At 65.2% G+C, this 16,699-nt stretch carries 15 protein-coding genes; 7 read left to right on the forward strand and 8 right to left on the reverse strand.

The annotated features are described in order from the left end of the window. Positions 1-1,368, reverse strand: a complete 1,368-nt coding sequence (locus WJ16_RS19845; protein ID WP_069258827.1) for a replication initiation protein — start codon at positions 1,366-1,368, stop codon at positions 1-3. Positions 1,369-3,190: 1,822 nt separating this feature from the next. Between WJ16_RS19845 and WJ16_RS19850 the strand changes: the two genes are divergently transcribed. Further along, positions 3,191-4,372: a DNA-binding protein gene (locus WJ16_RS19850; protein ID WP_069258828.1), complete on the forward strand. Its 1,182-nt coding sequence runs from the start codon at positions 3,191-3,193 to the stop codon at positions 4,370-4,372. Positions 4,373-4,508: 136 nt separating this feature from the next. On the opposite strand, the gene WJ16_RS19855 is transcribed toward WJ16_RS19850, so the two are convergent. The 3 genes from WJ16_RS19855 to WJ16_RS19865 all read right to left on the reverse strand — a co-directional run bounded on the left by WJ16_RS19855 (position 4,509) and on the right by WJ16_RS19865 (position 6,769). Next, entirely contained in the window at positions 4,509-5,528 is a 1,020-nt protein-coding gene (locus WJ16_RS19855; RefSeq protein WP_069258829.1) for a tyrosine-type recombinase/integrase, read from the reverse strand. A gap of 103 nt (positions 5,529-5,631) precedes the next feature. Beyond that, on the reverse strand, positions 5,632-6,009 hold the full coding sequence (locus WJ16_RS19860; RefSeq protein WP_069258830.1) for a DUF2471 family protein: 378 nt from the start codon (positions 6,007-6,009) through the stop codon (positions 5,632-5,634). A gap of 148 nt (positions 6,010-6,157) precedes the next feature. Further along, positions 6,158-6,769 carry a helix-turn-helix domain-containing protein gene (locus WJ16_RS19865; RefSeq protein WP_069258831.1) on the reverse strand — a complete coding sequence of 204 codons (612 nt, stop codon included), beginning with the start codon at positions 6,767-6,769 and terminating at the stop codon, positions 6,158-6,160. 161 nt (positions 6,770-6,930) lie between these two features. Here WJ16_RS19865 and WJ16_RS19870 point away from each other — a divergent pair, with 161 nt between their 5' ends. Both WJ16_RS19870 and tdh read left to right on the forward strand, forming a co-directional pair. Continuing rightward, complete coding sequence (locus tag WJ16_RS19870; protein WP_069258832.1) at positions 6,931-8,130, forward strand: glycine C-acetyltransferase; 1,200 nt, start codon at positions 6,931-6,933, stop codon at positions 8,128-8,130. Positions 8,131-8,143: 13 nt separating this feature from the next. After that, entirely contained in the window at positions 8,144-9,172 is a 1,029-nt protein-coding gene (tdh, locus tag WJ16_RS19875; protein ID WP_047902093.1) for an L-threonine 3-dehydrogenase, read from the forward strand. 405 nt (positions 9,173-9,577) lie between these two features. Here tdh and WJ16_RS19880 read toward each other — a convergent pair whose 3' ends face one another. Further along, positions 9,578-9,994 carry a hypothetical protein gene (locus WJ16_RS19880; RefSeq protein WP_069258833.1) on the reverse strand — a complete coding sequence of 139 codons (417 nt, stop codon included), beginning with the start codon at positions 9,992-9,994 and terminating at the stop codon, positions 9,578-9,580. After that, on the reverse strand, positions 9,991-10,629 hold the full coding sequence (locus WJ16_RS19885; protein ID WP_069258834.1) for a GNAT family N-acetyltransferase: 639 nt from the start codon (positions 10,627-10,629) through the stop codon (positions 9,991-9,993). Before WJ16_RS19885 ends, WJ16_RS19880 begins: the two co-directional genes overlap by 4 nt. Before the next feature lie 182 nt (positions 10,630-10,811). On the opposite strand from WJ16_RS19885, the gene WJ16_RS19890 reads away from it, so the two are divergent. Together WJ16_RS19890 and WJ16_RS19895 are read left to right on the forward strand one after the other, a co-directional pair. Next, entirely contained in the window at positions 10,812-11,417 is a 606-nt protein-coding gene (locus tag WJ16_RS19890) for a TetR/AcrR family transcriptional regulator (protein WP_069258835.1), read from the forward strand. Between the two features lie 63 nt (positions 11,418-11,480). After that, positions 11,481-11,960, forward strand: coding sequence for a nuclear transport factor 2 family protein (locus tag WJ16_RS19895; protein WP_069258836.1), 480 nt, complete (start codon positions 11,481-11,483; stop codon positions 11,958-11,960). Between the two features lie 500 nt (positions 11,961-12,460). Here the strand turns inward: WJ16_RS19895 and WJ16_RS19900 are convergent, their stop codons facing one another. Further along, a complete protein-coding gene (locus WJ16_RS19900; protein WP_069258837.1) occupies positions 12,461-13,549 on the reverse strand; it encodes a tartrate dehydrogenase in 1,089 nt (362 codons plus the stop codon). Between the two features lie 127 nt (positions 13,550-13,676). Between WJ16_RS19900 and WJ16_RS19905 the strand changes: the two genes are divergently transcribed. Next, positions 13,677-14,600, forward strand: coding sequence for a LysR substrate-binding domain-containing protein (locus tag WJ16_RS19905; protein WP_069258838.1), 924 nt, complete (start codon positions 13,677-13,679; stop codon positions 14,598-14,600). A gap of 115 nt (positions 14,601-14,715) precedes the next feature. On the opposite strand, the gene argC is transcribed toward WJ16_RS19905, so the two are convergent. After that, positions 14,716-15,654: an N-acetyl-gamma-glutamyl-phosphate reductase gene (gene argC / locus WJ16_RS19910; RefSeq protein WP_069258839.1), complete on the reverse strand. Its 939-nt coding sequence runs from the start codon at positions 15,652-15,654 to the stop codon at positions 14,716-14,718. 118 nt (positions 15,655-15,772) lie between these two features. Between argC and WJ16_RS19915 the strand changes: the two genes are divergently transcribed. Beyond that, a complete protein-coding gene (locus tag WJ16_RS19915; RefSeq protein WP_069258840.1) occupies positions 15,773-16,657 on the forward strand; it encodes a LysR family transcriptional regulator in 885 nt (294 codons plus the stop codon). The last annotated feature ends 42 nt before the right edge of the window (positions 16,658-16,699 follow it).

A 16,699-nucleotide genomic window follows, 5' to 3' on the forward strand; every position in this document is an offset into this window, starting at 1 on the left:
TCAGGCGGCCCGCGACTGGTTCAGCGTGAACGACAGCAGGTCGCCGTCCGTCGGCTCGCCCCAGGTCTTCTGGGCCAGCCAGTCGAAAAAGGCCGTCTCGGCCAGCTTGGAATCGAGGCCGCGCTTGCGCCAGTCGTCGCGCAGGTGCGAGCCCATCGTCGGCAGCGCCTCCGATTCGAACGACTCGCGCGCCACTTCGCGCTCGGCGTCGCCCTGCTCTTCGTACAGCACCTTCGCTTCCTTGCGGCGGAACGCCGCGAACTCGCTCAGCAGGCGCGCCTTCAGATCGTCCGGCTGGGCCGCCGCCATCTTCGCGGCCGGCGTGCCGGCCGGCAGTGCGTCGACCGACTCGACCGGCGGCGCATAACCCTTCTTCAGCGCATCCTTGAACAACGCGGGCGCGCTGCGCACCGGCGGCAGCGTCGTGCTGCGCATCCGCTGCTCGGTCATCTGCAGCGCGGCGCGAATGCGATTCTCCTCGCTGTCCGCATAGAGCGTCTGCGCTTCCTTCAGCGGGATCCCGAGCTTCACCATCCGGTCGACCAGCGTGCTGTCGAACACGTTCGGGTGTTCGTCGAGCGCGAGCATCGGCTGCTTGCGCTCGGTCACGCGGAACTGGATTTCGGCGACCCGCCGCCCTTCGCGGTGCTCGATCAGCTCGACGAAGATGTTGGTGACCGCGTTGACTTCCGCGATCGCGGGACGCAGGTAGTCGCGCTTGAAATACTTGTACTCGCGCTTCGCCTCGTCGCCGGCTTCCGTATCGGGCGTGCCCGACAAGATCGGCCGCCACCATTCCCACGGCTCGCGCATCGTCAGGTGGCTCGGATTCGTCAGGTAGCGCACGCAGATTTCGTACAGCGCGAGACCGGCGCTGCTGCGCAGCTGGCTCTGGAACTGCAGGCTCAGACGTGCATACTGCACCGGGTCGAGCAGTTTCTTCTTGATCTTCGGCGCGAACGAGAATTCGACCCACACACGGCGGGTCGTCGGATCCTCGAGAATTTCGGCGTCGGCGATCAGCGTCGAGATCCCCCACTTGCGGCCCGGCTTCTGGCTCGATGTGCCCGTACTCCATTCGACCTGCACCGACACCATGCGGCGCAGGTGTTCCTTCACCAGCGCGGTGTCGTTCGAATCGAAAGCGGAGTTGGCGACGATGTCCGACAGCAGCGCACGATACGTATCGCCCGAGTCGTCGGCCTGCTGCGCCACGGCCAGCAGGACATTGAACAGCTTGCGAGTGAGGAGCGTGATCTTGCCGCTCTTCGGCTGAATGGCGATCGCCTCGACGGCCTTACGCAATTCGGCAGAACTGGCACTCACCACATCCACATCGGTTTTCTTGGCGCGCTTCGTCGTGGCCATACGTCGGGTCGGAGGAGAAGTTTCCCGGAAGGATAGCGCCTGCGGTGATGTGCGTCCAGAACGACATGCTCACCATAGCGGGTGAAGCGCTCGCGCAAAACGGCACTCACCCCAAGCACTCCCGAAAACCCTCACCGGTCCGGATTTGCAGCGTTCCGGACTCGTCCAGACGTGCTGCGGGAGACGCCGATTCACAGAATTTCACCTGTGCGCGACACGTGCGAAATGTGCTCCCGTATCGGCTCACCTTTCGATTTGTCGCAATTTTACGACTGCGCACGCTGTGTGTTCGACACAGAGTTGCGATCCCGGTTGAACGCGCCTCGCGATCGGCTTGTGTCGGCCTGTATGCATGTACAGGCGTGACTTCCGGCGAGATTCGCAATGGGTCCGACATCCCGGAAGAAGCCTGTGAACCTTGCTGGCGCGAGCCGATCGGACCTCCTTTGCCGGCCCGGGCGCGCATTGTACAGCGCACGAACCGGGTCTGGTCCCGAAAATGCTCACCTTCAGCACAGCATGTCGATTCGTCGGGAGGTCGCGGAATGCCCGACACACGCGGGGTCCGCTGCCGGAGTCTCCCGAAAACGCTCACCTTACCCAAAAATCGCTGTGCTCCCACAGGCACGGAAATCGCTCCCGAAAAATCTCACCGTAACTGCCGCGGTATCAAAAATCCCAATGTCTTCCGATACTTATGCGCACAAGGCATTTGGCGGCCCGCGGCGGACATCCCCCGAAAAGCCTCACCGTTCGACGGAAATCCTTCATACGACAACCCTGTGTCGGCCCCCGAAAAATCTCACCTGTGCCAAAAAGTGGCACAGCAAAAACGAGATTTCTCCCAGTCCTGGCGGGCTTTTCGGCGAATCCGGCGGCTCACAGCTCCCGAAAAGCCTCACCTATGACCAATTATTGGGCACAGTCCATTCCCGAAAAGGCTCACCTTTACTCCGAATCACAGCCTGTGATCCGGGCCCCGAAAAAGCTCACCTCAACGGGATCCGGGCAGGAAAACCCCGATTTCCCTCCCGTAAAGCCTCACCTTTAGGGCATCACGGCCCCCCGAGCGCACTTTTGCTGTGCACAATGGCGTTCGTTTCCCGGAAAACCTCACACCAAATGACCGCGGAGTCCCGTGAAATCTCACCTTTCACAGAATCTGCCTAAAAGATGGGCAGAAACGGGGCACGAAGAGGGTCCTGCAAATTCTCACCTATGTCTGCACAGGCAGAAAACTGTGCAGTCAGGCACCGCGCGGGTTCTGTGGCTGTGAGGCCCCGAAAAACCTCACCTTTGGGAAAACTTGCATTTCACTGTGATCCCGAATCCGCTCACGACCTTTCCCGCAACGGCTCACGCAGTTCCCTGAACCCCATCACGTCAGCTCCCGCAGAAGATCACCTTGGCTCCCGTAAAACTTCACCTTGTCGGCCGGAAAGCCTTGCTGCATAAGGCTGTGCCGTGGCGTTAACGTTTTTAACTAAGGGTTCAAGGGTGTTTACTTCTAATACTCTCAAGCCATCCGCTGCAGAGTTTTCCACAGACACCCGAACCCCTGAACACCCGCAGCCGACCGGAGGCCCCGTCATGTGAAACAAATGCCCAAATTCGGGGTCTGCTGGAAAATGCTTGCGCGACAAGGACTTGGCTCACTTTCTTCGCTTTGTTTCACGGAATCCTGCACCACAGTCGTCTGGATTCGCTCACAGCCCTGATTTCTGTGCAGAGCGACGTAAATTCACAACGTCGACCGGGAATCAGTATCGATAGCTACGTATTTCGTTATGATTGCCACATTTCAATGTCTGTGAGCACAGCGATGACCCTGGACGAAATCCGCCACGCCATTCGGGACGAACTGGAATCGCTGCGTGCAAGCGGCGCGCGACGGCAGGAATTGTCGCTGCACGCGTGCAAGCGGTTGTTCTTCGATCTGGGCATTCGGCCGTCGGCTGCCAACGTCCGCGATCTCACCCAGACCGGCAGCGCGAGCGACATCCCAAAAGACATCGACCATTTCTGGGAACGCATCCGTTCGGCTTCCCGAGTCAGGCTCGACGGCGCCGCCATCCCGAAAGCCGTCGAGGAAAAAGCCGGCGCGTTGCTCGGCGCACTCTATGAAGAAGCGTTGAAAGCCGCGCGGGACAGCCTCGACGGCGATCGCGAGCAGGTTCGCGCCAGCATCGCCGACGCCGAACAGCGGTTGCGTGATGCAACCGTGCGCCAGGAAACCCTCGAAGCCGCACTCGTGCGCGGCGAAGCGAAAAACGAGCAATTGCAGGCGCGCGTGACGGAACTCGAGGTCCAGCTCGCGTCGCAAACGACACACGGTTCGGCAAGCGAAGCGACGTTGCTCACCACAATCGCTCGACTGGAGAAAGAGCTGGCCGCGGCCGGCGTGCGCGTCGAAGCCGAACAGGCTCATAACGCCACGTTGCGCGACCGCATCGATGCCCTGCAAGCGGAACTGCAACAGCGCACCGAGCACTACGCGCAGCAGATCAAGGACGCGGTGGCCGAAGCCGAACGCCGCGTCAAGCCGATGCTGGTCGAGCTGGATTCGTTGCGCAGCATGGCAGCGACCTATCAGAGCGGCTTGCGCGACGTTCAGCGCAAGGAGTTCGATTTCCTGCAGCAATTGAGTTCGGCGAAGGCGCGCGCCGACCGGCTCGAAGATCAATTGCGCACCCAGGGCGACGAACTGGAACGTGCGACGCGCGAGGCGAACGCATTGCGCGCGAGCCGCGGCATGAATCCGGAAATCGCCGCGCTGATCCGTCGCCTGGCCGATGCCGGGCAACTGGATGCCGAAGCGTTTGCCGCGATCGGCACGTCGCTGGATCACGACATTCCGGTGCCGGCTCAATGTCCGCATTGCGACGGCGAGCCGGAGTTGTCACATGGAGAAGATGGTTTTGAAGTGACGTGCCCCGAGTGTGAGCACGCGTCGGGCGCATGGCCGTCGCGATTCGAAGCGGCCGCCCGTTTTGCGCACTCGTGACGCAAGGTTCGGCCGCACCGCACAGGTGAGACGATCCGGGACGCTTGAGGTGAGGTTTTTCGGGAGCTGTGAAACGGTGAGGCTGTGCCACACGAGGCTGCTCACGGATCGCTTCGCGTGAGCAGCCGTTCGGCGATCAGTGAGTTTCGTCGCTGTCGGACGCGTCACCGTTGCTGTCGGCCAGCCCGTCGCGCCAGTTTTTCCACGCACGATGCAGGCGATTCGACGAGACCGGCCGCACGAAGCCGAGCCATTTGCCGACGCGTTCGGGCGGCACGTCGTGTTCGAACAGTTCGGCCGCGTAGGTATTGCGCAGCGTTTGCGGGCTCGCGCGGGCGGTGCGCGACGACGTGAGCCCGGCGGATTCGACGATCGCGTCGATCGCGCGCAGCATCGTCGCCTTGTGCATCGGACGCCCCGTGTGGGAGGCCGGGAACACGAGTTCACCGGGAATGTCCTGACGCTTGCGTTCGGTGAGCCAGGCTTCGAGCAGCGCGATCGCGAATGACGCGAGGTGGGTTTCGCGCGCGAAATCCGGATGCGTCGACGCGATCCGCAGCGACGTGCCGCTCGTATTGATGCAACTAATCGTGAGTGCACGGGCTTCGCCGGTTTTGATGCCCGCGCCGAGAAACGCAGCGACGAGCGCGCGGTCGCGCCGCTCTTTCCAGTACGCGGAACCCGATACGCCGATCGGTGAAAACAGGTATGCGAGCAACGTCGCGCGCTCGGCCGGCGTGAGGAAACCGGTCGGTTCGTTGTCGCGCGCCTTGCGCCAGTTCGCTTCGCCATCCTGAGCAATGAACCGGGCCGGGTTGGTCGACGCGTATTCGGTGCGCCGGATGTGGTCGAGCACGCGCTCGATCAGCCGTAAATAGCGCATTCGTTGGGTTTTCCGGATCGGCAGTTCGCCGACGAAATTCGCGATGGTGGCGGTATCGACCGTTTCGAGGGTTTTCTGGTGCGCCCGCATCCACGTGAGAAACGCGCCCCACTGCGCGCGATAGACGTCGGCCGACGAGCGGCGATAGTCCTGCATCGCGAGCCACGCATCGAATGCGGCTTCGGGCGAGACGATCCAGTCGGATGCGCCGCGGTCGAACAGGTCCGTTTCTTCCGGGCGTGCCGGGGTGTCGGGAGAGGCGGGAAGGGACATGTGATTTATTCCGTTAGTTGCGTATATGGTAGCCCTTTCCGCAACGTCTCGGGCAGCAAGAAAATGAGCAAGGCCGCCACGCATGGCAGCCCGTGGCCGGCGATCAGTCGCCCCACGCCTTGGACGGACGGTGAACACGCTCGCGATGCGCGGCGTCGTGCGACGCCGACGCCGCTTCGTACGCGAGGACCGCGAACGAAAATACGGCGGGCAGCGCATTCGAGCGCCCGAAGTCGATCGGATCGTCCGTTTCGGGAAACGTCATGTCCGACGGCCGTTCGAACAGTTGACGCATGCCGGCCTCGTGCCGGCTGGCAAAGCCGAGATCGGCGAGCGCCTCGGCTTCGATTGCGTGCAGCAGGCGCCACGTCAGCGGGACGCGCTGGCGGATGTAGCGCCCGGCGATATGCCGAACGATCAGCTCGAGGTCGTGCGCGGCAGCCTTGAAGCTGAGCGCGGCCAAATCTTGTTCTTCTGTCATTGCAGGCTCCTGTCGACCGGGCGGCGCCTCGGTGCGCCGGCTCCGGCCCGTGCATGGCGGAATGTCCGTATACTGTACAAATATACAGTGATTTCCGCAACTGGCCTGCGACAGATCCCCCTGGCCGTTCGGCCAGCTATTCGTGCCGTCAGCGGTGTATCACGATAAGCAGTGCGCGCGCCTCGGCCTTGCCGGGATTGCGGATCGCGTGCGGCTCGTCGGCCGGGTAGCGCGCGGTGTCGCCCACCTTCAGGCGCCGGCTGGCCGCCGCGGCTTCGATCTCCATCGCGCCCTGCAGCACGGTGAGGTGCTCGCGCGTGCCGGGCTCGTGTGCGTTCGATATCAACGCGCCGCCGCCCGGCAACGTCAGCTCGTACCACTCGAACTTGCCGGCGAGGTCGATCGGGCCCCATACGCGCAACTGGTAGCGGCCGTCGTGGCCGGCGAGCGTCGGAATGTCGTGCGGGCCGTCCACGCGGATGGTTTCGGGCGCCTTCGGCTGCGAGAACAGCTCGTCGAGCGTGATGCCGAGCGCGTTCGTCAGGCGCCACGCCACGGCGATCGTCGGGTTGGCCTTGTCGCGTTCGATTTCGGAGAGCATCGATTTCGATACGCCGGCCGCGCGCGACAGGTCGTCGAGCGTCAGCTTGCGCTCGTTGCGCAGCCGCTGGATCTGCTCGCCGACGCGCGGCGGCGTGGCGGCCGGCGGTTGCGGGGCGGTGCTGGCGGGCGTGCGCCGCGAACCGGGGGAACTTGCCATTTGGATTCCGTTCGCTTAGAGTTGTTCGGTATTTCGAATTTTAGTTCGGAATATCGGATAAATGCGGTCAACCGAACGACCGACTATAACAGTAGCAGGCCGTTGCGCCGCCGCCACGAGTGGCGCGTTGCGGAATGCGAAACCCTGTCAGGAGCTTTGCGATGCGTGATGCCTTTCTCGCCCAGGTGCGCGGGACGCTGGACCAGATCCGCGCGGACGGTTTTTACAAGACCGAGCGCGAGATCGCGAGTCCCCAGGCGGCGGACGTGAGGCTCGCCGGCGGTGCCGGCGTGCTCAATTTCTGCGCGAACAACTATCTGGGTCTGGCGAACGACGCGCGCCTGATCGACGCGGCGAAGGCCGGGCTCGACCAGGACGGCTTCGGCATGGCATCGGTCCGCTTCATCTGCGGCACGCAAACCGTGCACAAGCAACTGGAAAGCGCACTGGCCGCGTTCCTCGGCACCGAGGACAGCATCCTCTACTCGAGCTGCTTCGACGCGAACGGCGGGCTGTTCGAAACGCTGCTCGACGAGAACGACGCGGTGATCAGCGACGAGCTGAACCACGCAAGCATCATCGACGGCGTTCGTCTCTGCAAGGCGAAGCGCTTCCGCTACAAGAACAACGACCTGTCCGATCTCGAGGCGAAGCTCAAGGAAGCCGATGCGGCGGGCGCGCGCCACAAGCTGATCGCGACCGACGGCGTGTTCTCGATGGACGGCATCATCGCCGACCTCAAAGGCATCTGCGACCTCGCCGACCGCTACGGCGCGATCGTGATGGTCGACGATTCGCACGCGGTCGGCTTCATCGGCACGCACGGCCGCGGCACGCCCGAGCACTGCGGCGTCGAAGGGCGCGTCGATATCATCACGGGCACGCTCGGCAAGGCGCTGGGCGGCGCATCGGGCGGCTACGTCGCCGCGCGTCGCGAGGTGATCGAGCTGCTGCGCCAGCGCTCGCGCCCGTACCTGTTCTCGAACACGCTCACGCCGAGCATCGCCGCGGCATCGCTGAAGGTGCTCGAACTGCTCGGCAGCGACGAAGGCGCGAAACTGCGCGAGCGCGTGCGCGAAAACGGCGCGCGGTTCCGCAAGCAGATGACCGAAGCGGGCTTCACGCTCGTGCCGGGCGCGCATCCGATCATCCCGGTGATGCTCGGCGACGCGCAGCTCGCGACGAACATGGCCGACAAGCTGCTCGACGAAGGCGTCTACGTGATCGGATTCTCGTTCCCCGTCGTGCCGCGCGGGCGCGCGCGCATCCGTACGCAGATGAGCGCCGCGCATACGCCCGAGCAGATCGACCGGACGGTCGCCGCGTTCGTGCGCGTCGGCAAGTCGCTCGGCATCATCTGACGGAGGCGCGACCATGAAAGCACTGGCAAAGCTCGAACGCGGCCCCGGCCTCACGCTCACGCGCGTGAAGCGTCCCGAAGTCGGCCACAACGACGTGCTGATCAAGATCCGCCGCACCGCGATCTGCGGCACCGACATCCATATCTGGAAGTGGGACGACTGGGCGCAGAAGACGATTCCCGTGCCGATGCACGTCGGTCACGAGTATGTCGGCGAGATCGTCGAGATGGGACAGGAGGTGCGCGGCTTCGCGATCGGCGATCGCGTGTCCGGCGAAGGCCACATCACGTGCGGCTTCTGCCGCAACTGTCGCGCGGGGCGCCGGCATCTGTGCCGCAACACGGTCGGCGTCGGCGTGAACCGAGAAGGCGCGTTCGCCGAGTATCTGGCGATTCCGGCATTCAACGCGTTCAAGATTCCGCCGGAGATCTCCGACGATCTGGCGTCGATCTTCGATCCGTTCGGCAACGCGACGCACACGGCGCTGTCGTTCAACCTCGTCGGCGAAGACGTGCTGATCACCGGCGCGGGCCCGATCGGCATCATGGCCGTCGCGATCGCGAAGCACGTCGGCGCGCGCAACGTCGTGATCACCGACATCAACGACTACCGGCTGGAACTTGCGCGCAAGATGGGCGCGACGCGCGCGGTCAACGTCGCGCGCGAGTCGCTGCGCGACGTGATGGCCGACCTGCACATGACCGAAGGCTTCGATGTCGGCCTCGAAATGTCGGGCGTGCCGAGCGCGTTCACGAGCATGCTCGAGGCGATGAACCACGGCGGCAAGGTCGCGCTGCTCGGCATTCCGCCCGCGCAGACGGCGATCGACTGGAACCAGGTGATCTTCAAGGGGCTCGAGATCAAGGGGATCTACGGCCGCGAGATGTTCGAGACCTGGTACAAGATGGTCGCGATGCTGCAGAGCGGCCTCGACCTGTCGCCGATCATCACGCACCGCTTTGCGGCCGACGATTACGAGAAAGGCTTCGCCGCGATGCTGTCCGGTGAAAGCGGCAAGGTGATTCTCGACTGGACGGCCTGAGTGCCGCAGGGGCAGCGTGGTGTGTTCACCGCCTGCCCCGCTTTCGTTTACGTCCGCGTATTCGAAGCCGAAACGCGCGAAGTCACGCTCAAGGTGAGATTATTCGGGAGCTGCGTTTGCGCGCCGAATCGCGATGCGATTGCACTTCGGTGACCCGCCAACGCACGCTCACTTCACCTGTCGCCAGCCGCCACGTTTCTTGCCATCACGCCGTTTCGCGCCTGTTCCCTCTCTTTCACACGCTTTCCTGCCGCGCTGGTCGCGCTTGCCGCGCGGTCGTTCACGATACACGCTACCCGATGTCGTGCCGACCCGCTCCATCAACCGTGAGCTCCCACGGGACATTGCTACTCACTCGTGCGCGAAGCGATCGACCTCGATCGACTTCGATCGGTGCGCAGGCCATTACCTGATCCGCTCACCGTTCAACCCGCGCGGGTCGAGCTGAAGGCTCAACACGACGAGCCAGCGCTTCGGGCACTGCGGTGCGACTTCGACCGGTTCGCCGTGCGCGCCGGGACCGGTGACGAACCCGTGCTGCGTCGCGTACCGATACGCACGCAACGCATCCCCCTGAAGCCAGAAGCTGACGAGCGCGCACGTCACGAAGCGGAACAGCAGCACCGTCGCGGCCTCCGGCGCGAAACCGGCCGCGACCAGCAGGCTGTCGAACGCGAACGCCAGCGCTTGCGCGACCGCGATCGCCACGATCGTCAGCTTGATCACGCCGCGCAGCCGCAGCGCCGCGCGCACGCGTGCCTGCCGGACGGCGAGCCGGGCGCGATCGTCGCTGCTGTCGTGCTTCGGCATATCGTGCTTCATGAAGCCGCACCCGCGTGCCGCGTGACGTCGATCTGCATCGTATCGCCGGCAACGAAGCGACCGTTCGCAATGCTGACGGATTTGCACAGGATCGTGCTGTCGTAGTTGTGTCCCGGAAAGCGCATCACGTCGACCGGTTGAAAGCCTTCGCGGCGATAGAAATCGATGAGCCGCACCGCCGCGTACGGCGCGTCGAGTGCGAGGTGCGTCGCGCCGCGCGCGGCCGCTCGCCGTTGCGCGAAGGCGAGCAGCGCGCGGCCGATGCCGCGATCTTGCCAGACGGGATCGACGGCCAGTTGGCCGAGCGTCGCAACGTGCCGGCTGCGGTACGGATCGCAACGGGAATCGGGATCGTGCGAATACATCGTCATCGTCGCGACCAGATGTGCGTTGCCGAGCGCGACGAAGCACTCGCCGGTGAGCACGCGTTCGCGCGTCGCCGCAGCCGGCTGATCGACGCACGGGCAGTTCAAGCCCAGCGCGCCGAGCGGTGCGAACGCGCGATGCAGCAGCGCGGTCAACGTGTCGTACGAATCGTTGCGCGGGTCGAAGCGCCGCACGACGATGCGGCCGTCGAGCCGCTTGGCATAAGCCGCATAGGCACGCGCGGGGCGCGCGGATTCCGGTCGCTGCATGATGTCCTTTCGCCCAGACAGGGTGACCGCAGTGTAGTGAGCGTCGCGGGCCCGCTTCAAGAAAAAATGTCGTAAACGCGGCGGCCCGCCTCATCCGGCCGGGCCGCGATTCAGCCCTCCCGTCGACAGGGCTTTTTCGCGCGGGTGTTGACGGCGGAGAACGATCGTTCTACCGTAAACCCATGAACACACCACACGACCCCTCCGGCGAACCGGGCGTTCGCGACCGGCTGCTCGATGCGGCTGAAGCGCTGATCTATTCGGGCGGCATCCATGCGACCGGCGTCGACGCGATCGTCAAGCGATCCGGCGCGGCACGAAAGAGCTTTTATACGCATTTCGAATCGAAAGAGGCGCTGGTCGTGGCCGCGCTCGAGCGTCGCGACGCACGCTGGATGCGCTGGTTCGTCGATGCAACGCTTGCGCGCGGCAACGCGCCGCGCGCGCAGCTGCTCGCGATGTTCGACGTGCTGCGCGACTGGTTCGGGCAGCCCGATTTTCACGGTTGCGCGTTCCTGAATGCTGCGGGCGAGATTCCCGACGCGGACGATCCCGTGCGCGTCGTCGCACGTGTGCACAAGGCGCGCCTGCTGGCATTCGTGCGCGAGCGATTCGATGCGTATGCCGACGCAACGGGAATCGAGCGCCGCGGGCTTGCGCGCGTGGCGCGCCAGTGGCTCGTGCTGATCGACGGCGCGATCGGCGTGGCGCTCGTGACCGGCGATGCGAACGCCGCGCGCGATGCGCGCGCGACGGCCGAACTGCTGCTCGACGCGGTATCGCGCTAGTCGAAGCAGCGAATCCGAACCGGCCGCGGGCGTCCGTGGCCATTACCTGAACAGGAGCAACCCATGTCCGCTTCCCCCGAAGTCCGCCCGCCCGTTCCCCCCTTCACGCTCGAGACGGCCCGCCAGAAGGTGCGCGCCGCCGAGGATGCATGGAACACGCGCGATCCGCAGCGCGTGTCGCTCGCCTATACGCCGCAAAGCCGGTGGCGCAATCGTGCGGAATTCGTGACCGGTCGTGACGAGATCGTCGGGCTGCTGCAGCGCAAGTGGGCGCGCGAGCTCGACTATCGGCTGATCAAGGAGCTGTGGGCATTCGGCGGCAATCGCATCGCGGTGCGCTTCGCATACGAATGGCACGACGACGCCGGCAACTGGTTCCGTTCGTACGGCAACGAGAACTGGGAGTTCGACGAGAACGGCCTGATGGCACATCGTCACGCGAGCATCAACGATCTGCCGATTCGCGAGCAGGATCGTCTTTATCGCTGGCCGCTCGGCCGTCGTCCGGACGATCATCCGGGGCTGTCCGACCTCGGGCTGTGAGGTGCGCATCGACTCGACGTATACCTCACCGGCGTTTAACGGTGAGGAAATTCGGGAGTCGGTGCACGCAAGGTGAGATTTTTCGGGACGCGGTGAAACGTCGCGTCGGACTGTGTGCTTCGAGCCGTTCGACGCGATTTCGCAGCGGGCAAAGCGACATGTCACGCACGTCGGGATCGCGCGACGCGACGCATGTGTCGGCATGAAGCGGTGTGCTTTACCGCGTGATGCGTCTCACCGGTCGAACCGCGCGGGCAGTACCAGCGACGATCGGTGTGTACGAACGCGGTGTGCAACTCACCGATCGGATCGATTCAATCGGCAAACAGCGCAAGCCGTGCGCATTGCGGCGTGACATCGCTCACCGCTCGACTTCACCCGACACGAATCGGAAGCCGCACGCGTGCGCACATCCTTTGCGTGTTGTTCACTTCTAGCTGCTCACCGCTTGCCGCTTCCCTCCGTCACCGCCCGGCGCGCAGATGCGCATCGGGCAACCCTCATCGGCCCGCGATCCGCGCGGCGACCGCCTCACCCACTTCCTGCGTCCCCGCGTTGCCCCCGAGATCGCGCGTACGCGGCCCGTCGCGCAGCACGTCTTCGATCGCGGCGACGATCGCATCGTGCGCGTCGCGCTCGCGGCCCGTCCCGTTGCCGAGGAAGTCGAGCATCAGCGCGGCCGACCAGATCATCGCGACCGGATTCGCGATGAACTGCCCGGCGATATCGGGCGCGGAGCCGTGCACGGGTTCGAACAGCGACGGAAACGTGCGGTCGGGGTTCAGGTTCGCCGAAGGCGCGATGCCGATCGTGCCCGTACAGGCCGGCCCGAGGTCCGACAGGATGTCGCCGAACAGGTTTGACGCGACGACGACGTCGAAGCGGTCCGGCTGCAGCACGAAGCGCGCGCACAGGATGTCGATGTGCTGCTTGTCGACGGCGATGTCGGGATAGCGTTCGGCCATCTCGGCCGTGCGTGCGTCCCACCACGGCATGCTGATCGCGATGCCGTTGCTTTTCGTCGCGACGGTGAGGCGCTTCGCGCGCCGCTGCGCGAGGTCGAATGCGAATTTCAGCACGCGCTCGGTGCCGTGGCGCGTGAAGATCGACTGCTGCATCACGATTTCGCGGTCGGTGCCTTCGAACATCGTGCCGCCGACCGACGAATATTCGCCTTCGGTGTTCTCGCGCACGATCATGAAGTCGATGTCGCCCGCGCGGCGGCCGGCGAGCGGCGACGGCACGCCGTCGAACAGGCGCGCGGGCCGCAGGTTGATGTACTGGTCGAACTCGCGGCGGAATTTCAGCAGCGAGCCCCACAGCGAAACGTGATCGGGCACCGTCGCGGGCCAGCCGACCGCGCCGAACAGGATCGCGTCCATCCCCGACAACTGGGCCTTCCAGTCGTCCGGCATCATCTTGCCGTGCTGCGCGTAGTAGTCGCAGCTCGCCCAGTCGATCTGGACGAAGTCGAAGCGCACGCCGAAGCGCGCGGTCACGGCGTCGAGCGCGCGCAGGCCCTCGGGCATCACTTCACGGCCGATCCCGTCGCCGGGGATGACGGCGATCCGGTAAGTCCTGTCGTTCATGCGGGTGCTCCTCCTTTTTCGTGGGTCGGGCCGCTGCCGGCGTGGCGCGCAGCGGATCATGACGCCATTCTATTTATTTCCATTCGGATTAAAATCGTGCGAAAGGTTAATCGACTTTCCACGAATCGTGAACAAATCGCCAAATCTCGACGACCTGCGCGTGTTCAGCCTGGTCGTCCGCCTGACCAGCTTCAGCGCGGCCGCCGAGCAGCTCGCGGTGTCGCCCGCCTATGTCAGCAAGCGCATCGCGCTGCTCGAGGCGCAGCTCGGCACGCGCCTGCTGCATCGCTCGACGCGCCGCGTGACGGTCACGGAAGCCGGCGAACGCGTGTTCGCGCGCGCCGAGAAGATTCTCGACGACGTCGATCATCTCGTCGAAGACGTGTCGACCACGCGCACGGTGCCGCGCGGCACGCTGCGCATGTCGAGCAGCTTCGGCTTCGGCCGGCACATCATCGCGCCGGCGCTGCTCGACTTCACCGCGCGCTATCCGCAACTGAACGTGCGGCTCGATTTGTTCGACCGGCTCGTCGACGTCGCGGGCGAAGGCTACGACCTCGACGTGCGTATCGGCGACGAGATCGCCGATCACCTGATCGCGCGCCGCCTCGCCGCGAACTATCGCGTGCTCTGTGCATCGCCCGACTATCTCGCGCGGCGCGGCACGCCGCGCTCGCTCGCGGATCTCGCGTCGCACGACTGTCTTGCGATCAAGGAGCGCGATCATCCGTTCGGCGTATGGCGGCTGAACGTGCGCGGCGAAACGGCGACGGTGAAGGTCGGCGGCGCGCTGTCGACGAATCACGGCGAGGTGGCCGTGCAATGGGCGCTGGCCGGGCGCGGCATCGTGTTGCGCTCGATCTGGGAGGCCGGCCCGCTGATCGAACGCGGGGTACTGTGCCGCGTGCTGCCCGACGCGATCCAGCCCGCGAACATCTGGGCCGTGTATCCGGAACGCGTCGCCGCGTCGGCGAAAGTGCGCGTGTGCGTCGATTTTCTGATGGAGAAGCTGGCCGGCCTGACGGCCGCGGCGCGCGACGACATGGGCTGAAACCGGCTAAAGGTGAGCTTTTACGGGAGGATGGGCAGGCACGGCAGCGTCGCCTGCCGCGACGCGGATCGGCCTGCCCCGCCGGCTTTCGACCGTGCCTGCATGCGCACCCTGCTCACGCCGCGTGCGACGCGCCGAGCATCAGGTCGAGATTCTGCACGGCCGCACCGGATGCCCCTTTGCCGAGATTGTCGAACACGGCGGACAGCAGCACCTGGCCATGCTCGGCGTTGACGAACACGCCGAGCCGCAGGTCGTTGGTGCCGTTCAGCGCTTGCGGATCGAGATGCGTGATCGCACGGGTTTCCGCGAGCGGCGTCACGTCGACGTGGCGCGCATCGGCGTAATGATGCGCGAGACAGGCATGCAGCTGCTCGCCGGTCACGCCGGCGCCGAGCAGGCGCAACTCGATCGGGATGGTGAGTACGATGCCTTGCCGATAGGCACCGTAGGCGGGCACGAACAACGGGCGGTTCGCGAGGCCCGCATGCAGCTGGATTTCGGGCGCGTGCTTGTGCGCGAGGGCGAGGCCGTAGATCTGCAGCGGTTTCGCGTGCGATGCGTCGCCCGCTTCGAAGGCGTCGACGGCGGCCCGCCCGCCGCCCGAGTATCCGGACACCGCATGGATGCTCACCGGGTAGTCGCGCGGCAGCAGGCCGGCTCGTTGCAGGGGCCGCAACAGCGCGATCGCGCCGGTCGGGTAGCAGCCCGGATTGGTGACGCGCCGCGCGTGCGCGATCGTCTGCGCGTGCCCGTCCGCCATCTCGGGGAAGCCATAGACCCATTCCGGCTGCGTGCGGTGCGCCGAACTCGCGTCGATCACGCGTACCGCCGGATTCCGGATGAAGCCGACCGCTTCGCGCGCGGCCGCGTCGGGCAGGCACAGAATCGCGACGTCGGCTGCGTTGATCGCTTCGGCGCGCCGCACGGGGTTCTTGCGCTCGGCATCCGGCAGCGAGACGAGCCGCAGGTCGGTGCGCCCGTGCAGGCGCGCGTGGATCTGCAATCCGGTCGTGCCTTGATCGCCGTCGATGTAGACCGTGGGCTGGCTCATGATGGTCGCGTTCCTTGCGTTCGTGGTCGGGAAAGCCGTATCGTCACCCGAGCGCCTAGAATAGAAAAAGTTGAATTTACTGACCGTCAGATTCAGTTTTCTTGAACGAGAGGTGGAAATGCGCGAGATCAGCCTGGACCGCCTGCGCACGCTGGTCGCCATCGCCGACCAAGGGTCCTTCGTCGCGGCCGCGCAAGCGCTTCATCTCGCGCCGCCGACCGTCAGTCTTCACATTGCCGAACTGGAAAGCCGCATCGGCGCACCATTGCTGTCCCGTACGCGTGGAAACGTGCGGCCGTCGCCCATCGGCGAAGTGCTGGTGGAGCGGGCGCGCCGCCTGCTGGCCGAGGTCGAATCCACGCTGGACGATGTGCAGCGCCAAGTGCAGGGGTTGACCGGGCGCGTCCGCCTCGGCGCGTCGACCGGCGCGATCGCGCACCTGTTGCCGCAGGCGGTGGCCCGCTTGCGCGAGCAGCATCCGGACATCGATGTGCAGATCGCGGTGCTCACGTCGCACGACGCGCTGGCGCGCATTGCGCAGGGCACGCTCGATATCGGCCTGGTGGCGCTGCCGCAGGCGGCGGTCGCTGGGCTGTCGATTCGTGCGTGGCGGCGCGATCCGGTGATGGCGTTCCTGCCGGCGGACTGGCCGCTTCCGGCGCGCGTGACGCCCGGCTATCTGGCCGCGCGCCCGCTGATTCTCAACGATGCGACCACGCGTCTGTCGCGGCTCACGACGGAATGGTTCGCGCTCGGCGGCCATCTGCCCGAACCGCGGATCGAACTCAACTACAACGATGCGATCAAGAGCCTGGTCGCCGCAGGTTACGGCGCGACACTGCTGCCGCACGAGGCGGGCGCCCCGCTGCCCGATGCGCGCATCGTGATGCGGCCGCTGCGTCCGGCGTTGTGGCGTGAACTGGGTATCGCCCATCGGGCGGGGCCGGTCGAGCGGGCGACCGAGCACGTGCTCGAGGCGTTGTGGGCGTTGAAGGCACGCTGACGCGTGTCATTGGGGGATTGCCGGCGCGGCGGCGCGTGCGGC

The organism is Burkholderia metallica (assembly GCF_001718555.1).
Classification (GTDB): Bacteria; Pseudomonadota; Gammaproteobacteria; order Burkholderiales; family Burkholderiaceae; genus Burkholderia; species Burkholderia metallica.

Bases quoted from the DNA above. Each gene is read 5' to 3' on its own strand.
- WJ16_RS19845 (WP_069258827.1), bottom strand. From the start codon at position 1,368: ATGGCCACGACGAAGCGCGCCAAGAAAACCGATGTGGATGTGGTGAGT.
- WJ16_RS19850 (WP_069258828.1), top strand. From the start codon at position 3,191: ATGACCCTGGACGAAATCCGCCACGCCATTCGGGACGAACTGGAATCG.
- WJ16_RS19855 (WP_069258829.1), bottom strand. From the start codon at position 5,528: ATGTCCCTTCCCGCCTCTCCCGACACCCCGGCACGCCCGGAAGAAACG.
- WJ16_RS19860 (WP_069258830.1), bottom strand. From the start codon at position 6,009: ATGACAGAAGAACAAGATTTGGCCGCGCTCAGCTTCAAGGCTGCCGCG.
- WJ16_RS19865 (WP_069258831.1), bottom strand. From the start codon at position 6,769: ATGGCAAGTTCCCCCGGTTCGCGGCGCACGCCCGCCAGCACCGCCCCG.
- WJ16_RS19870 (WP_069258832.1), top strand. From the start codon at position 6,931: ATGCGTGATGCCTTTCTCGCCCAGGTGCGCGGGACGCTGGACCAGATC.
- tdh (WP_047902093.1), top strand. From the start codon at position 8,144: ATGAAAGCACTGGCAAAGCTCGAACGCGGCCCCGGCCTCACGCTCACG.
- WJ16_RS19880 (WP_069258833.1), bottom strand. From the start codon at position 9,994: ATGAAGCACGATATGCCGAAGCACGACAGCAGCGACGATCGCGCCCGG.
- WJ16_RS19885 (WP_069258834.1), bottom strand. From the start codon at position 10,629: ATGCAGCGACCGGAATCCGCGCGCCCCGCGCGTGCCTATGCGGCTTAT.
- WJ16_RS19890 (WP_069258835.1), top strand. From the start codon at position 10,812: ATGAACACACCACACGACCCCTCCGGCGAACCGGGCGTTCGCGACCGG.
- WJ16_RS19895 (WP_069258836.1), top strand. From the start codon at position 11,481: ATGTCCGCTTCCCCCGAAGTCCGCCCGCCCGTTCCCCCCTTCACGCTC.
- WJ16_RS19900 (WP_069258837.1), bottom strand. From the start codon at position 13,549: ATGAACGACAGGACTTACCGGATCGCCGTCATCCCCGGCGACGGGATC.
- argC (WP_069258839.1), bottom strand. From the start codon at position 15,654: ATGAGCCAGCCCACGGTCTACATCGACGGCGATCAAGGCACGACCGGA.
- WJ16_RS19915 (WP_069258840.1), top strand. From the start codon at position 15,773: ATGCGCGAGATCAGCCTGGACCGCCTGCGCACGCTGGTCGCCATCGCC.